General features: G+C 60.1%; 10 protein-coding genes and 2 riboswitches. Of the genes, 5 read left to right on the forward strand and 5 right to left on the reverse strand.

Annotation, left to right across the window (positions count from 1 at the left end):
* Positions 1 to 103: 103 nt before the first annotated feature.
* Positions 104 to 3,952, reverse strand: a complete 3,849-nt coding sequence (gene cobN, locus PSH79_RS15280) for a cobaltochelatase subunit CobN (protein WP_305438159.1) — start codon at positions 3,950 to 3,952, stop codon at positions 104 to 106.
* A 3-nt stretch (positions 3,953 to 3,955) separates the two neighbouring features.
* The gene (gene cobW / locus PSH79_RS15285; protein ID WP_305438160.1) at positions 3,956 to 5,026 is read right to left on the reverse strand and encodes a cobalamin biosynthesis protein CobW; all 1,071 of its coding nucleotides are present in this window, start codon (positions 5,024 to 5,026) and stop codon (positions 3,956 to 3,958) included.
* 98 nt (positions 5,027 to 5,124) lie between these two features.
* Positions 5,125 to 5,338, reverse strand: a riboswitch (cobalamin riboswitch).
* A 705-nt stretch (positions 5,339 to 6,043) separates the two neighbouring features.
* Positions 6,044 to 6,267, forward strand: a riboswitch (cobalamin riboswitch).
* A gap of 122 nt (positions 6,268 to 6,389) precedes the next feature.
* Between cobW and PSH79_RS15290 the strand changes: the two genes are divergently transcribed.
* The 4 genes from PSH79_RS15290 (at position 6,390) to cobM (ending at position 8,537) form a co-directional block, all read left to right on the forward strand.
* Positions 6,390 to 6,587 carry a CbtB domain-containing protein gene (locus PSH79_RS15290; protein ID WP_093430890.1) on the forward strand — a complete coding sequence of 66 codons (198 nt, stop codon included), beginning with the start codon at positions 6,390 to 6,392 and terminating at the stop codon, positions 6,585 to 6,587.
* An 11-nt stretch (positions 6,588 to 6,598) separates the two neighbouring features.
* The gene (locus PSH79_RS15295; RefSeq protein ID WP_305438162.1) at positions 6,599 to 7,300 is read left to right on the forward strand and encodes a CbtA family protein; all 702 of its coding nucleotides are present in this window, start codon (positions 6,599 to 6,601) and stop codon (positions 7,298 to 7,300) included.
* The gene (locus PSH79_RS15300; protein ID WP_305438163.1) at positions 7,297 to 7,710 is read left to right on the forward strand and encodes a cobalamin biosynthesis protein; all 414 of its coding nucleotides are present in this window, start codon (positions 7,297 to 7,299) and stop codon (positions 7,708 to 7,710) included. Before PSH79_RS15295 ends, PSH79_RS15300 begins: the two co-directional genes overlap by 4 nt.
* An 80-nt stretch (positions 7,711 to 7,790) precedes the next feature.
* Positions 7,791 to 8,537 (forward strand): precorrin-4 C(11)-methyltransferase, encoded by a 747-nt coding sequence (gene cobM / locus PSH79_RS15305; RefSeq protein ID WP_305438164.1) that lies wholly within the window; start codon positions 7,791 to 7,793, stop codon positions 8,535 to 8,537.
* 88 nt (positions 8,538 to 8,625) lie between these two features.
* Here cobM and nfuA read toward each other — a convergent pair whose 3' ends face one another.
* From nfuA to PSH79_RS15320, 3 genes are all read right to left on the reverse strand, one after another.
* Entirely contained in the window at positions 8,626 to 9,210 is a 585-nt protein-coding gene (nfuA, locus tag PSH79_RS15310; RefSeq protein WP_003225494.1) for a Fe-S biogenesis protein NfuA, read from the reverse strand.
* 58 nt (positions 9,211 to 9,268) lie between these two features.
* Positions 9,269 to 10,282 (reverse strand): acyltransferase, encoded by a 1,014-nt coding sequence (locus tag PSH79_RS15315; RefSeq protein ID WP_305438166.1) that lies wholly within the window; start codon positions 10,280 to 10,282, stop codon positions 9,269 to 9,271.
* Between the two features lie 184 nt (positions 10,283 to 10,466).
* The gene (locus PSH79_RS15320) at positions 10,467 to 12,749 is read right to left on the reverse strand and encodes a fatty acid cis/trans isomerase (protein ID WP_305438168.1); all 2,283 of its coding nucleotides are present in this window, start codon (positions 12,747 to 12,749) and stop codon (positions 10,467 to 10,469) included.
* Positions 12,750 to 12,905: 156 nt separating this feature from the next.
* Between PSH79_RS15320 and metH the strand changes: the two genes are divergently transcribed.
* Positions 12,906 to 16,616 carry a methionine synthase gene (metH, locus tag PSH79_RS15325; protein WP_305438170.1) on the forward strand — a complete coding sequence of 1,237 codons (3,711 nt, stop codon included), beginning with the start codon at positions 12,906 to 12,908 and terminating at the stop codon, positions 16,614 to 16,616.
* The last annotated feature ends 207 nt before the right edge of the window (positions 16,617 to 16,823 follow it).

Genomic DNA, 16,823 nt, shown 5'->3' on the forward strand with positions numbered 1-16,823 from the left:
TCTTTCGTGGTCGTCGGTGTTCTTGAGAGTTTTGGTGTTGCAGGTGTTGCCCTCACCCTAGCCCAAGGGGAGAGGGCTGGGGTGAGAGTAGCTTTTGAACGGGCTACATATCTTCTTCTATATCCAGCAACAAATTCTCCAGCGCCTCTTTATAAGCCCCCGGCTCCTGCCACATCCCGCGCTGCTGAGCTTCCAGCATCCGCTCGGTCATGTCCCGCAGTGCATGCGGATTATGCTCACGAACAAAATCGCGCGTTGCCGGATCGAGCAGATAAGCATCGGCCAGCAGGGCGTACTGGTGATCGTCGATCAACTGCGTGGTGGCATCGAACGCGAACAGGTTATCAACGGTCGCCGCCATCTCGAACACGCCTTTATAGCCGTGACGCTTGACCCCGTCGATCCACTTTGGATTCGCCGCCCGCGAGCGGATCACCCGGTTCAGCTCTTCTTTCAGAGTGCGGATCTTGGGTAAATCCGGCTGGCTGTGATCACCGTGATAACTGGCCGCCGCTTCGCCCCGCAAAGTCTCGACGGCGGCGAGCATGCCGCCCTGGAACTGGTAATAGTCGTTGGAATCGAGCAGATCGTGCTCACGGTTGTCCTGGTTTTGCAGAATCGCTTGTACCTGGCTGAGGCGCTGGACGAACTGTTCGCGAGCAGCGGTGCCCTCATCAGAACCGCCATAAGCGTACGCGCCCCAGTTCAGGTAAACCTCGGCGAGATCTCCGCGGGTCTGCCACAAACGACCGTCGATGGCGCCCTGCACGCCCGCGCCGTAGGCACCCGGTTTGGCGCCGAAGATTCGCCACCCAGCCTGACGCCGCGCGGTCTCTTCATCCAGACCCGATTGCAGCAGCGCTTGGCGTTCTGCGCGCACTTTGGCGGCCAAGGGGTTGAGATCATCCGGCTCGTCCAGCGCAGCCACCGCTTGCACGGCCGCATCGAACAAACGGATGAGATTGGCGAACGCATCGCGGAAGAACCCTGAAACCCGCAACGTCACATCGACACGCGGTCGGTCCAGCAGGCTCAGTGGCAGAATCTCGAAATCATCGACGCGCTGACTGCCGGTGGCCCACACCGGCCGCACGCCCATCAGCGCCATGGCCTGGGCGATATCATCGCCACCGGTGCGCATGGTCGCGGTGCCCCAGACTGACAAACCGAGCTGGCGCAAATGATCGCCGTGATCCTGCAAATGCCGTTCGAGGATCAGCGTGGCCGACTGGAAACCGATGCGCCACGCGGTGGTGGTCGGCAAGTTGCGCACGTCCACCGAGTAGAAGTTGCGGCCGGTGGGCAATACGTCGAGACGACCGCGACTTGGCGCGCCGCTCGGGCCGGCGGGGACGAAGCGGCCGCTGAGGGCATCGAGCAGACCGCGCATTTCTGCCGGGCCACAGGCGTCGAGGCGTGGAGCGACGACTTCGTGCAGGTTCTCGATGATGGCGCTGACTTCAGCCCAACCCGACGCCTGTAGGAGTGAGCCTGCTCGTGATGGCGGTGTTTCTGTAAATGAAATGTCACCTGACCCTACGCTATCGCGAACAGGCTCACCCCTACAGGGCTCGTGCAGTGTCTGGGAGATCAGCTCAGCGGCGAACAATTCCAGGCGTTCACGAGTGTCGCCAGCGGTACGCCAGACTTCTTCGCTGACCGCTTGCAGTTCGACAGGACGCGGGCCAAGCCACGGATCAGCCAGTGCGCAATCCAGCGGATCAAAGCCCAACTCAAACGCCTTGGCCAACGCTCGCAGTAGACTCGATTGCGCACCTTTGCCATCACCCCGGGGAATGCGCAGCAACGCCAGCAACGTATCGATGCGCAAACGCCCGGTCGGCGATTCGCCAAAAATGTGCAAGCCGTCGCGAATCTGCGACTCCTTCAGGTCACACAAATACGTATCGAGGCGCGGCAGCCAGATCGCCGCATCGGCGTCGCTGTCCAGCGCCGCGTCGAGCTGCAGTTCACGATCGATCTGCGTGTCACGCACCAGTTGCAGAATGTCCCGTTGCAATTCGCGGGCGCGGCGTGGATCGAGCAGTTGCGCCTCGTAATACTCGTCAGCCAGCAGTTCCAGATTGCGCAGCGGCCCATAGGTTTCGGCGCGGGTCAGCGGCGGCATCAGGTGGTCGATGATCACCGCTTGCGTGCGCCGTTTGGCCTGGGCGCCCTCGCCCGGATCGTTGACGATAAACGGATAGATATTTGGCAGCGGCCCGAGCAACGCATCCGGCCAGCAGTTCTCCGACAACCCTACGCCTTTTCCCGGCAGCCATTCGAGGTTGCCGTGCTTGCCGACGTGGATCACACCGTGGGCGCCGTAGGTGTTGCGCAGCCAGAAGTAGAACGCCAGATAAGCGTGGGGCGGCACCAGATCCGGGTCGTGATAGACCGCGCTCGGATCCACCTGATAACCCCGCGCCGGTTGAATACCGACAAAGGTCAGGCCAAAGCGCAGGCCGGCGATCATCATTCGCCCGTCGCGGCACATCGGATCGTTTTGCGGCGATCCCCAGCGCTCGACCACCGCCGCACGGTTGGCGTCGGGCAGTGCGTTGAACATCGTCAGGTAATCGTCCATGGCCAGACTTTGCTGGCATGGGCGCAGGTCTATCGTGTCGAGATCATTGCTGACGCCGCCGAGCAATTGCTGAATCAGTTCGGTGCCGGTATCCGGCAACTCTGCCGTGACCGGATAACCCTCAGCCTGCAATACGCGAAGGATGTTCAGCGCCGCCGCCGGCGTGTCGAGGCCGACGCCATTACCGATGCGTCCGTCGCGGGTCGGGTAGTTGGCGAGAACCAGCGCAATGCGTTTCTCGACGTTCGGAAGGCGCGCCAAATCGATCCAGCGCCGCGCCAGTTCGGCGACGAAGTCCATGCGCCCCGGTTGCGCCCGATAGCAAACCACATCGGACTGACTGCGTTCACTGCGCCAGGCCAGATCCTTGAAGCTGATCGGGCGGCTGATGATGCGCCCGTCGAGCTCCGGCAAAGCAATGTGCATCGCCAGATCCCGCGGCCCAAGGCCCTGCTCGCTTTCACGCCAGCCGGGTTCGTTGTCCTGGGCGCAGATCGCCTGAATCACCGGGATATTGCGGCGAAACGGCCGCAGGTGAGGCGCTTCAGGGCTGGACTGGGCGAAACCGGTGGTGTTGAGAATCACCCCCGCCTCGACTTCATCCAGCCAATCCTCGACCACCGACAGGCAGCCGGGCTCTTTCAGACTGGCTACCGCGATCGGCAACGGATTGAGCCCCGCGGCCTGCAAACGCTGGCAGAAAACATCGATAAACGCGGTGTTCGCCGCTTGCAGGTGCGAGCGGTAAAACAGCACCGCCGCGACCGGTTGATCGGGCAGCCATTCGGCTTGCCAGTCACTCAGGGCGGCGGAGGTTGTTTGCGGATGGTAAATCGCCGTGCGCGGCAAGGCTTGCGGCTCGCCCCAGGTGTAATCGCGGGCCAGCCAGCGATTGGCCAGACAGCGGAAGAAGTCCAGCGCATTGCCCATACCGCCCTGCCGCAAGAACTGCCAGAGCCGGTCGCGATCCTCGGCAGGCACGGTGCTCAAATCGCTGAGTTCCGGGTCTGGCCGATCATCGCCCGGCACCAGAATCACCTGTACGCCGCGTTCGGCCAGCTCGATCAGCCGCTCGACGCCATAACGCCAATAGGCGATGCCACCGTGCAGCGAGATCAGGATCACCTTGGCATGACGCAGTACTTCATCGACGTACAGATCGACCGAAGCGTGATTCTGCACCTGCATCGGGTTGGCCAGACGCAGGCTCGGATAATCCTCGGGCAACTGCTGCGCGGCTTCGGCGAGCAGCGCCAGGCTGGAGTCGCCGCTGCACAGGATCACCAGCTCGGCGGGGGTTTGCCCAAGATCGGCGATGTTGTCATCCGACACGAAACCGCCGGGCTGGGTCCTGAGCAGGTGCATGGCTTAAACGCTGAGTGCGGCGCGCAGTTGCGCTTCGAGTTGAGCGGCGTCGAGTTCCTGACCGATCAACACCAGACGCGTGACGCGGGCTTCTTCGGTGCCCCACTGACGGTCGAAGTGCTTGTCGAAACGCGTACCCACGCCTTGAATCAGCAGGCGCATCGGTTTGTTCGGGATCGCTGCAAACCCCTTCACACGCAGGATGCCGTGCTGGACCACCAGTTGCGTCAGGGCGTCGAGCAGCAAGCTTTCGTCGGCTTGCGGCAGCTCGATGGAGATCGAATCGAAAGCGTCGTGATCGTGGTCATCGTGATCGTCGTCACCGTCGTGGTGGTGATCGTGATGGCTGTGGCGGCTATCGATGTGTTCTTCGGAACCGGCGCCGAGTCCGATCAGCACGTCCAGCGGCAGACGGCCGTTGCTGGCTTCGACGATTTTCACCGCTGGCGGCAGTTCTTCGGCGACTTCAAGACGTACGCGAGCGAGGTCTTCCGGGCTGGTCTGGTCGGCTTTGTTGAGAATGACGAGGTCGGCGCTGGCCAGTTGGTCGGCGAACAATTCGTGCAGCGGCGACTCGTGGTCCAGATTCGGATCGAGTTTGCGCTGGGCATCGACCTGATCCGGGAACGCGGCGAAGGTGCCGGCGGCCACGGCCGGGCTGTCGACCACGGTGATGACCGCATCAACGGTGCAGGCGCTGCGGATTTCCGGCCACTGGAAGGCTTGTACCAGCGGTTTTGGCAGGGCCAGACCGGAGGTTTCGATGAGGATGTGGTCGAGGTCGCCGCGACGGGCAACCAGTTCGCGCATCACCGGGAAGAATTCTTCCTGAACGGTGCAGCACAGGCAGCCGTTGGCCAGTTCGTAAACGCGTCCGGTGGCTTCTTCTTCGGTGCAGCCGATGGTGCATTGCTTGAGGATCTCACCGTCGATGCCCAGCTCGCCGAACTCGTTGACGATCACCGCGATGCGGCGGCCCTGAGCGTTGTCGAGCATGTGTCGCAGCAAGGTGGTTTTGCCCGAGCCGAGGAAGCCGGTGACGATGGTGACGGGGAGTTTGGCCAGTGTTTTCATCGGTATGCCCTTTGGCAAGGTGGCGGGCATACGGGACGAGAACCGGCAACGCGAGCACGCGCCGGAAGCATTCGCCACCGGATCACCCCGCCCGGTTGTAGTGAGAATCTGGACGAGGCAGGTCTCCTGGCTGACGGTGTTCAGGCATTGGGCCTGGCATTCGTTGCGCCTTCCCGCTGGCTCTGTGGATTGAGCTGGCAGTGGCTTGGCAACGAACTTCACCGTTCACAGTTGCGGGGGCAGCCGCGGCATTGACCGCGTTCCCTTCTTAGCTTCGGCTAGTGCCGAAGAACCTCGAAAGCGCAAGGCTACGCATGGCTTGCTTATGGGTCAATGTTTGGTTTGGGGGCCTATCCGTTGCTGCGGTGATGGCTGCTTAGGGTTCCGCCCTTACGGCGGGTCACCTTTTCCAAACGCCGGAATGCCGGCCCAGCGAAAAGGTAACCCAAAAGGCTTTACCCTGACGTACGGCACTTCGCTGAGGCTCAGTGTTCCCTCGCTACGGTGGGCCTGGAGATCAAAAGCAACGTCAAAAGCCAGAGCCAGAGCGGATCAAAAGATCGCAGCCTTCGGCAGCTCCTACAGGGAATGAGTACACCCACCAGAGCCTGGTCGGCTGTCAGGCCTCGCTGGCAAGCCAGCTCCAAAAAAAATAAGTACACCCGCCCCACTCAACACAATGAGCGTTAGCTCGAGTACCGCTCTTGATCTTAAAAAGGCCCGTCGGCAGGCTGAGTGGAGGGATTGATCCGGGGGTGGGAGCGCAGCGACCGTTTGGCGAAGCCAAACACATCGAGAGGAGGTGCAGCGAAGCAAACCGCAGGCGACTGCGCCCGGATCGATCCCGGAGCGAAGGAACCCGAGCCACAGCGGGGGCCGAACGTCAGGGCACAGACCTTTGGTTACTTTGGGGCGTTTGCCAAAGTGACCCGCCGTAAAGGCGGAACCCTAAGCAGCCATCACCGCAGCAACGGATATGCCCCCATTCAATTGACTCAAATCCCCCCAACATGCTCTCCTACGCAACTTGTTACGGGTGCCCTTCACAGGGTGAAACGGGAAACCGGTGAATCATGTGCTTTACTCTAAAGCCATGTCAGTCCGGTGCTGCCCCCGCAACGGTAAGCGAGCGAAGCGTCAAAACCACTGTGCCGGCAAGGTATGGGAAGGTGACGCTTGCAGGTCGGCCCTACGCCAACCCCTCGTGAGCCCGGAGACCGGCCCGCAACACACAGCCCGCATTTGTGCGTCGCTGAACATAACAAACCCGCGGTGGGCGGGCGCTGTTCGAACCCCTGCGTGCCCGATTCGCAGGGGGTTTCATGCGCTCTATTACCCCGCTGACATTCCAGAGGGAAGCGCCATGTCGATCATCAGCAGCACCGGCAGCAACACGGATAAAATCGCCAGCACCACCACCCTGAGCCAACGCCTGACCGCCGCCATCTTCGCGTCGATCCTCGGCGCCAGCCTGGTTTATTTCGCCGGTTTCTCGCATATCGAAGCAGTGCACAACGCCGCCCACGATACCCGCCACAGCGCCGCGTTCCCGTGCCACTGAGACCTGCCGACATGATCAAGCGAATTGCGCAGACAGCAGGTTTTACCGGTCTGCTGGCCGCCCTGCTCCTCACCCTGCTGCAAAGTTTCTGGGTTTCGCCGCTGATTCTGCAGGCCGAAACCTACGAAAAGTCTGAACCGGCGGCTGAGATGCACGAACATGCAGCCGGCGCCACTGCCCATACTCACGATGCTGAAGCGTGGGAGCCGGAAGACGGCTGGCAGCGCGTGGTTTCGACCACCGGCGGCAATCTGGTAGTGGCCGTGGGTTTTGCCCTGATGCTTGCCGGCCTATACACCCTGCGTGCACCGACCAAAACTTCGCAAGGCCTGCTCTGGGGGCTGGCCGGTTACGCTACGTTCGTCCTGGCACCGACCCTGGGCTTACCGCCTGAATTGCCAGGCACTGCTGCGGCGGATCTGGCTTCCCGGCAGCTCTGGTGGATCAGCACAGCCGCCTCCACCGCTGCAGGTCTGGCGTTGATCGCGTTCAGCCGTCACTGGCTGATGCGGATCCTCGGTGTGGCGATCCTTGCCGTGCCGCATGTGATCGGCGCCCCGCAACCGGAAGTGCATTCGATGCTGGCGCCAGAAGCCCTCGAAGCACAGTTCAAAATCGCTTCGCAGTTGACCAACGTGGCGTTCTGGCTGGCCCTGGGCCTGATCAGTGCCTGGTTGTTCCGCCGCAAAAGCGATGGCCAATACCACGCATGACGAATGACCGCGCAGCGCCGACTTTCGTGGTCGGCCTGGGCTGCCAGCGCGGCTGCCCCGCCAGCACGCTGCGCGCGTTACTCGATCAAGCCTTGCAGGCCCATCGCATCGAACTGCAAGCAGTCAAAGCCTTGGCCAGCATCGACTTGAAGCGTGATGAGCCGGGCTTACAAGAACTGGCCGCACAATTGGCCTTGCCGTTGCTGTACTTCAGCAGTGAACAATTGGCCAGTTACCAGCAACAGCTCAGTCATCACTCGCAGATCGCCTATGAACGCACCGGTTGCTATGGAGTAGCGGAAAGTGCGGCGTTGGCACTTGCTGAACAACTGATTCAGGCACCGGCCAAACTGCTGATCTCCCGGCAAAAGTACGCGCAGGCAACGTTGGCATTGGCCGGCGCCGCGTAAAATCCCGATAATCTCCGCCATCGATCATGAGCGATCTTCATCTGAAGCATTGCTGTGCCTCTTTTCCAAAGGATTCAACGATGACCGTTTATTTCATCGGCGCCGGCCCCGGCGACCCGGAACTGATCACCGTCAAAGGTCAACGGCTGATCCGCAGTTGCCCGGTGATCATCTACGCAGGTTCGCTGGTGCCGGCGGCGGTGCTCGACGGTCATCAGGCAGAAACCGTGATAAACAGCGCGGAGCTGCATCTGGAACAGATCATCGATCTGATCAAAGCCGCCCATGCCAAGGGCCAGGATGTGGCGCGAGTGCATTCTGGCGATCCGAGCCTGTATGGCGCGATTGGCGAGCAGATTCGCTATTTGCGTGAGCTGGATATTCCGTTCGAAATCATTCCAGGGGTGACGGCAACCGCCGCGTGCGCAGCATTGCTGGGCGCCGAACTGACCCTGCCCGATGTATCACAGAGCGTGATTCTGACCCGCTATGCCGACAAAACCGCAATGCCGGCGGGCGAGGATCTGGGCAGTTTGGCGCAGCATGGCGCGACCATGGCGATTCATCTGGGGGTCAATCATCTGGAAAAGATCCTCGCTGAACTACGCCCGCATTACGGCGCGGATTGCCCGATTGCAGTGATTCACCGGGCGACATGGCCGGATCAGGATTGGGTGGTGGGGACAATCGAAGATATTGCCGAGAAGGTGGTGGCCAAGGGGTTTCGGCGCACGGCATTGATTCTGGTTGGGCGGGTGTTGGGGAGTGAGGTGTTTAGCGAGTCATCGCTATATCGCGCGGGGCATGCGCATTTGTATAGACCGTGAACGGAAACGCAGAGCGTGGGAACGATCAACGCAAAAAAAAACGGCGCTCACGGGGCGCCGTTTTTTATGCTCGCAGTGAACACCTTACTTAGTAGTAGGCGTTTTCTTTCTGCGTGTGGTCGGTCACGTCGCGAACGCCCTTGAGCTCAGGAATACGCTCGAGCAAGGTGCGCTCGATGCCTTCCTTCAAGGTCACGTCGGCCTGACCGCAGCCTTGGCAACCGCCACCGAACTGAAGCACGGCGATGCCGTCTTCAACCACATCGATCAGGCTGACCTGACCGCCGTGGCTGGCCAGCCCCGGGTTGATTTCGGTTTGCAGGTAGTAATTGATGCGCTCGTTGACCGGGCTGTCGGCGTTGACCATCGGTACTTTGGCATTTGGCGCCTTGATGGTCAGCTGGCCGCCCATGCGATCAGTGGCGTAGTCGACTACCGCGTCATCCAGGAATGCTTCGCTGAACGAATCGATATAAGCGGTGAAGCTTTTCAGCCCCAGCGCGGTGTCTTCAGGTTTTTCTTCACCCGGCTTGCAGTAGGCAATGCAGGTTTCGGCGTACTGGGTGCCAGGCTGGGTGATGAAGACGCGAATACCGATACCCGGGGTGTTCTGCTTGGAGAGCAGATCGGCCAGGTAATCGTGGGCGGCGTCAGTAATGGTAATAGCGGTCATGGAAACTCCTCGCAGGCTTGTGGCGGAGTTTACGCCAATCATTGCGCCGGACAAAGTCCTAGTATTTTTGTCGGGAAAGATTCTCGACAGGCTCGCCGTCAATCCGCGCCTTGAGCCAACGGTAGCTGCGCTTTTCCACCCATTCGTAGCTCAACCAGGAGCCGACACCGATAGCCAAAGCACAAACGACGAACATCAGATAGGGGTTGATCCCGTAGCGCTGGGCCAGGAACCCGCCGGCTGACAGCACCAGCACATGCATCAGATAGACCGAATAGGAGCAATCGCCCAACAGCTTGAGCACCCGACTGCGCTCGACGTAGCGCTCCAGCGCCATGCACGCCATGACCAGCACCGCGCTCGGCACGCCCCAGTTGAGCAGCCTCGGTGCCGGAGCCAGGTGATAAATCGCCAGTAATGCGCCGACGATCCCCAGCAAAGGCAACCATAACCCCGCGCTGATCATCCCTCGGCGATAGAGCACACCAATGCCGATCCCGAGCAAAAACTCGTAGACGATGTCTGCACGGTAGAACTCGTTAACACACCCGAACGCCTGACATGCGGAAAACAGCAAGGCTGCGACCACCAGCAAGCGAATCTGCCAGCGAAACACCAGCGCGCAGGCAAACAGCACGTAAAACAGCATTTCGTAATTGAGAGTCCAGCCGACATTCAACGTCGGATAGATCCCGTAACCGCCGGGATTCTCTGTGGGGATGAACAGCAGCGATGAGAGGAAATGTCCCCAGTCGACTGTCTGATCGGGCAGTAGCGGCTGCGCGTAAACCACCAGCAATGCCATCAGCAACGTATACAGCCAATACGCCGGCACGATACGGCAGAGCCGATACAGCAGGAACTGTCTGGGCCGCAGGGTCTTGTTCTCGGTCGACAGGAAAATCACCAGACCGCTGATGACAAAGAAGATATCGACCCCTACCGCACCTTTGTCGATGAACAACTGACCAACCGGCCCACGCGCGTGAAAATCGAAGAAAATCTGCATGAAATGGTGACAGACCACCGTCCACGCGGCGAGCGCACGCAGGGCCTGTACTGAGATCAACATCGACTGCCTCCATCCACCCCTTTGATATCACCACCCCCCTGCAGGAGCTGCGGCATGCTGCGATCTTTTGATCTTGATTTCAAAAAAACCAGATCAAAAGATCGCAGCCTCGTTTCACTCGACAGCTCCTACACAGGGTTTGCGGTGTTGCTAAGATTTGGGACAGCAGGCCTGCCTCAAACGATCAAAGATTCTCGTAGCGGTTCATGTCCAGTACGCCCTCTTCCACCGGCTCGGTTTCGTGGATGTATTGGCTCAGGTCGTGGAAATAAAACCAGAATTGCGGGTGACTGCGGCGAATACCCCAACGTTCGACGATTTTCTCGAAACGATTGGCGTCTTTGGCGTTTTCCATCGCATCGACAAATTCAGAGACTTGGTCTGCAGGAATGTTGAACATGAAGTTCGGATAACTGCTGAGTACACCCGGATAGATCGTGATGGTGTCCAGCCCCGGCTGATAACGCAGCGACTCACCGAGCAGGAACGCCACGTTGCTGTGCGCGCGGTTGCGCAACAGGCTGTAGACCTCGCGCTTGCCGCTGGCGGTTTCGATGCGCAGCAAGGTGGCTTCCGGCAGCTGATCGATGACCTTCAGGCCCGCAGCCGGGCGCGACGTCAGACGGCTTAGCGCTTGTTCGGCATTTTGCAACCCAGGGTCGATATTCGGCCGCGAGCAATAGGCGCCGTCGCAACGATTGATCGGATCAGGTCGCGCGTTCAGATCGCCATAGCGAGACAACAATTGCATGGCGAAATCGTGTTTCGGATTCTTCTCGTCCAGCTTCAGCCCCGTCGGTTTGTCGTCGTCGATGGCTTCGTAATCGAGCCACATCTTGAATTGGCCACCGTTCTGATACCAATCGTCGAGGTAGTCCTCGCGGGAATCGGCTGGCATCAGGCGCAGGAAGTTCTGCTCGGCGCCGTTGCGGATCAGGTCGAAATACAGGCGCGTTTGCGCCTGATGGGAGACGTTGCCGAACACATCGAAGTTGACCGCCAATTGGTAATAGGTGCGTTCCAGCAGCGGATAGTCGAACAGCCACATCGTTTGCGGCACCTCGCCGATCAGGCCTTTGGTCACCGAGGCACTGTCGAAGTGACGGAAAATGCTCAGCAGCGCGTTGTCGTTGCCGGCCCACAGGGTCGACCAGCTCGGTGCAGGCAAATCGGCGTAGCTGTCGCGACGTAGAGCTTCGTATTCGTTTCGTTTGTCACGGTAATTGCGCCACAGGCTCAGCACGCTGCCGACGTCATCGTTCTGCCCCGGCATGGCCAGCAACGGCGTGGCCTGACCGCGATAATTGGGGTCGGTGATATAGAGGTCATGCTCGGGTGCCTGGAACAGCGCCCAGAAGTTGTCACGGATCACGTCGGTGGCGATCTGGCCACGGCACACCGGGCCGCGAATAAATGTACGGACGAAATATTCGGCGTTATCGAGCATGAACTGATAGCGCGCTTGCGCCGGAATCGCCTCGAATGTGGCGAAAGGATTGGCCCGGCTCTGCGGTCCGTATCCCGGCAAGGCGTTGACTTGCCAGTTACCGCTGTAGAACAGGCTTTTGACCCGCGCCATCTTCGCCGCGCTCAGCGGATAAGTGATGTGGGTCTTGTGCACGATCACCCCTTGCACCGGCCACAAGCGGTAATACACCTGCGTCCCCGGATCATCGTTGGGGCGACGGGTAGCGATCAGGTCAATCGGCTGACCGGTCGGCGTGCGCGATCGCACCCACTGGAAGTAATGCCCCGGCTCGCCATCCTTGAAATAGATGTGCGCGAGATACCAGTGTTCGAACAACCAGCGCCCAACCAGACTTTGCCGGGCGCCGGGAGTGTTGAGCAGGTTTTCCCACTGGACGACTTGCATCGCCTCTTTGGCGCTCGGCGCCAGGCCTTGTTCGTCAATCGGCGCGCCAGACGCCAGCCAGCGCTGCAGCGTCTGGTATTGCTGATCGGTCAGCCCGGTCACAGCCAGTGGCATGCCTTCTTTCGGGTGCGCGCCGGCATAGCCTTCGAATTCGGCGGGCATCGCGCACATGTTTTCGCGATTGAGGCCCAGGACGATGTCTTCGGGCAGCTTGGCGTTTGGCGTCAACGGCGTTTTGTGCCCCAACTCCAACATGCGCGCCATCAGCGCGGCCTGACTGCCCTGGGCATCGAGCACCGAATAGAAGCCTTTCTGCTGCCAGGCACGTTTGCCGAAGGCGTCGTAAAACAATCGGGTAGTCGGCGCCGCTTCAGTGCGCTCGCCGTCGTAGACTGGCATCTTGCTTGCGCCACGGCCCGCCCCTTCGCCACTGCCCAGATTGAGCTGACAAGCGGAGTCGTAGCACGCATGGCAAGCAACGCACTTCTCGGTGAATATTGGTTGGATGTCGCGGCTATAAGAGATCGTGGGCTCTTGCGCAACGGCGCCCCAGCTTAAAAACAGCAACACAATGCTGATGACGCGGTACGACATGCCCTTGATCCCGATCCTGAAGAAAAACGCCGCGATTCTACAGTATGACGTTCGTACCAACATGAGCGATATTCATGAAAAACCCCAACATGCTCTAAAAGCGCACAGGTTTGTTATGATCCCGCTCCTTCGTAATGGCCTTTCCGAGTAGTCCACATGTCCGATCGCAGTGTCCGCCTTCAAGCTCTCAAGCAAGCCCTCAAAGAGCGCATCCTGATACTCGACGGCGGTATGGGCACGATGATCCAGAGCTACAAGCTCGAAGAGCAGGATTATCGCGGCAAACGCTTTGCGGACTGGCCGAGTGACGTCAAAGGCAACAACGACCTCTTGGTAATCACCCGTCCGGACGTGATCGGTGGCATCGAGAAAGCCTATCTGGATGCCGGCGCCGACATTCTGGAAACCAACACCTTCAACGCCACGCGTATTTCCATGGCCGACTACGGCATGGAAGAGCTGGCCTACGAGCTAAACGTAGAAGGCGCACGCCTGGCGCGCAAGATCGCCGACGCCAAGACTGCCGAGAACCCCGACAAGCCGCGCTTCGTCGCCGGCGTGCTCGGCCCGACCAGCCGAACCTGCTCGCTGTCGCCTGACGTCAACAACCCCGGCTACCGCAACGTCACCTTTGATGAGTTGGTGGAAAACTACACCGAAGCCACCAAAGGTCTGATCGAGGGCGGTGCCGACCTGATCCTGATCGAAACCATTTTCGACACCCTCAACGCCAAAGCAGCAATCTTCGCTGTGCAAGGCGTGTTCGAAGAGCTGCACATCGAACTGCCGATCATGATTTCCGGCACCATCACTGACGCCTCCGGCCGCACCTTGTCGGGCCAGACCACCGAAGCGTTCTGGAACTCCGTGGCCCACGCCAAGCCCATTTCGGTCGGCTTGAACTGCGCACTCGGCGCCAGTGAATTGCGTCCTTATCTGGAAGAGCTGTCGAACAAGGCCAGCACCCACGTTTCGGCGCACCCGAACGCCGGTCTGCCGAACGAGTTCGGCGAATACGACGAATTGCCGTCGCAAACCGCCAAGGTCATCGAAGAGTTCGCTCAAAGCGGCTTCCTCAATATCGTCGGCGGCTGCTGCGGCACCACGCCGGGGCACATCGAGGCCATCGCCAAAGCCGTGGCCGGTTATGCGCCGCGTGAAATTCCGGACATCCCGAAGGCCTGCCGCCTCTCGGGTCTGGAGCCGTTCACCATCGATCGCAGCTCGTTGTTCGTCAACGTCGGCGAGCGCACCAACATCACCGGTTCCGCGAAATTCGCCCGCCTGATCCGTGAAGACAACTACACCGAAGCGCTGGAAGTCGCCCTGCAACAGGTCGAGGCCGGTGCGCAGGTGATCGACATCAACATGGACGAAGGGATGCTCGATTCGAAGAAGGCCATGGTGACCTTCCTCAATCTGATCGCCGGTGAACCGGACATCTCCCGCGTACCGATCATGATCGACTCGTCGAAATGGGAAGTGATCGAAGCCGGCCTCAAGTGCATTCAGGGCAAGGGCATCGTCAACTCGATCAGCATGAAAGAAGGCGTCGAGCAGTTCATCCATCACGCCAAGCTGTGCAAGCGCTACGGCGCCGCCGTGGTGGTGATGGCGTTCGACGAAGCCGGCCAGGCCGACACCGAAGCGCGCAAGAAAGAAATCTGCAAACGCTCCTACGACATTCTGGTCAACGAAGTGGGCTTCCCGCCGGAAGACATCATCTTCGACCCGAACATCTTCGCCGTGGCCACCGGTATCGAAGAACACAACAACTACGCTGTGGACTTCATCAATGCCTGCGCCTACATCCGCGACGAGCTGCCGTATGCACTGACGTCCGGTGGCGTGTCCAACGTGTCGTTCTCGTTCCGTGGCAACAACCCGGTGCGTGAAGCGATTCACTCGGTGTTCCTGCTGTACGCGATCCGCGCCGGCCTGACCATGGGCATCGTCAACGCCGGTCAGCTGGAGATCTATGACCAGATCCCTGTGGAGCTGCGCGACGCCGTTGAAGACGTGATTCTCAACCGCACACCGGAAGGCACCGACGCCCTCCTCGCCATCGCCGACAAGTACAAGGGCGACGGTAGCGTCAAGGAAGCCGAGACTGAAGAATGGCGCAACTGGGACGTCAACAAGCGTCTGGAGCATGCGCTGGTCAAAGGCATCACCACCCATATCGTTGAAGACACCGAAGAATCGCGTCAGTCGTTCGCCCGCCCGATCGAAGTGATCGAAGGCCCGCTGATGTCCGGCATGAACATCGTTGGCGACCTGTTCGGCGCCGGCAAAATGTTCCTGCCCCAAGTGGTGAAGTCCGCCCGCGTGATGAAACAAGCCGTGGCGCACTTGATCCCGTTCATCGAACTGGAAAAAGGCGACAAGCCGGAAGCCAAGGGCAAGATCCTCATGGCGACAGTCAAAGGTGACGTGCACGACATCGGCAAGAACATCGTCGGCGTGGTGCTCGGCTGTAACGGCTACGACATCGTCGACCTCGGCGTGATGGTGCCGGCGGAGAAGATTCTACAAGTGGCCAAAGAGCAGAAATGCGACATCATCGGCCTGTCCGGCCTGATCACGCCGTCGCTGGATGAAATGGTTCACGTGGCCCGTGAGATGCAGCGTCAGGACTTCCATCTGCCGCTGATGATCGGTGGCGCAACCACTTCCAAAGCGCACACAGCGGTGAAGATCGAACCGAAGTACAGCAATGATGCCGTGGTTTACGTCACCGACGCCTCCCGCGCCGTGGGCGTGGCGACGCAGTTGCTGTCGAAAGAATTGAAAGCCGGCTTTGTCGAAAGAACCCGCGCCGAATATGTCGAAGTGCGCGAGCGCACCGCCAACCGCAGCGCCCGTACCGAGCGTCTGAGCTACGCCGCCGCCATCGCCAAGAAGCCGCAGTTCGACTGGGCGACTTACGAGCCGGTCAAACCGACCTTCACCGGCAGCAAGGTGCTGGATAACATTGATCTCAAGGTGTTGGCCGAATACATCGACTGGACGCCGTTCTTTATCTCCTGGGATCTGGCCGGCAAGTTCCCGCGCATCCTCGAAGACGAAGTGGTTGGTGAAGCCGCCACTGCGCTGTACAAGGACGCGCAAGAGATGCTCGCCAAGCTGATCGACGAGAAGCTGATCAGCGCTCGTGCGGTGTTCGGTTTCTGGCCGGCCAATCAGGTGCATGACGACGACATCGAACTGTACGGCGATGACGGCAAGCCATTGGCCAAGCTGCATCACCTGCGCCAGCAGATCATCAAGACCGACGGCAAGCCGAACTTCTCGCTGGCCGACTTCGTCGCGCCAAAGGACAGCGAAGTGACCGACTACGTCGGCGGTTTCATCACCACCGCCGGCATTGGCGCCGAAGAAGTGGCCAAGGCCTATCAGGACGCTGGCGACGATTACAACTCGATCATGGTCAAGGCTCTCGCCGACCGTTTGGCCGAGGCCTGCGCCGAGTGGCTGCACCAGCAAGTGCGTAAAGAACACTGGGGTTATGCCAAGGACGAAACGCTCGACAATGAGGCGCTGATCAAAGAGCAATACAGCGGCATCCGCCCTGCTCCGGGTTATCCGGCATGCCCGGATCACACCGAGAAAGCGGCGCTGTTCGCTCTGCTCGATCCGGAGGCTGAAGAAATGCGCGCCGGCCGCAGCGGTGTGTTTCTCACCGAGCACTACGCGATGTTCCCGGCGGCAGCGGTCAGCGGCTGGTACTTCGCGCACCCACAGGCGCAGTACTTTGCCGTGGGCAAGGTCGACAAGGATCAGGTACAGAGCTACACCTCGCGCAAAGGCCAGGAGCTGAGCGTGACCGAGCGCTGGCTGGCGCCGAACCTCGGCTACGACAACTAAGCAGCCTCCGACAGCGCCTACAGGTGTCCACGTCGTTCACAAATATTGTGAGCCAACGCTAAACCTGTGGGAGCTGGCTTGCCAGCGATGGCGTCGGGTCAGCCAGCATTGATGTCGCGTGTGCCGGCCTCATCGCTGGCAAGCCAGCTCCCACAGGGATTCAGGTGTTTTTGTTGGCACCCCTCTCCTGCCCCTTCCCAACATGTG

The sequence above is a fragment of the Pseudomonas sp. FP2196 genome (assembly GCF_030687715.1).
In the GTDB taxonomy this organism is placed as follows: Bacteria; Pseudomonadota; Gammaproteobacteria; order Pseudomonadales; family Pseudomonadaceae; genus Aquipseudomonas.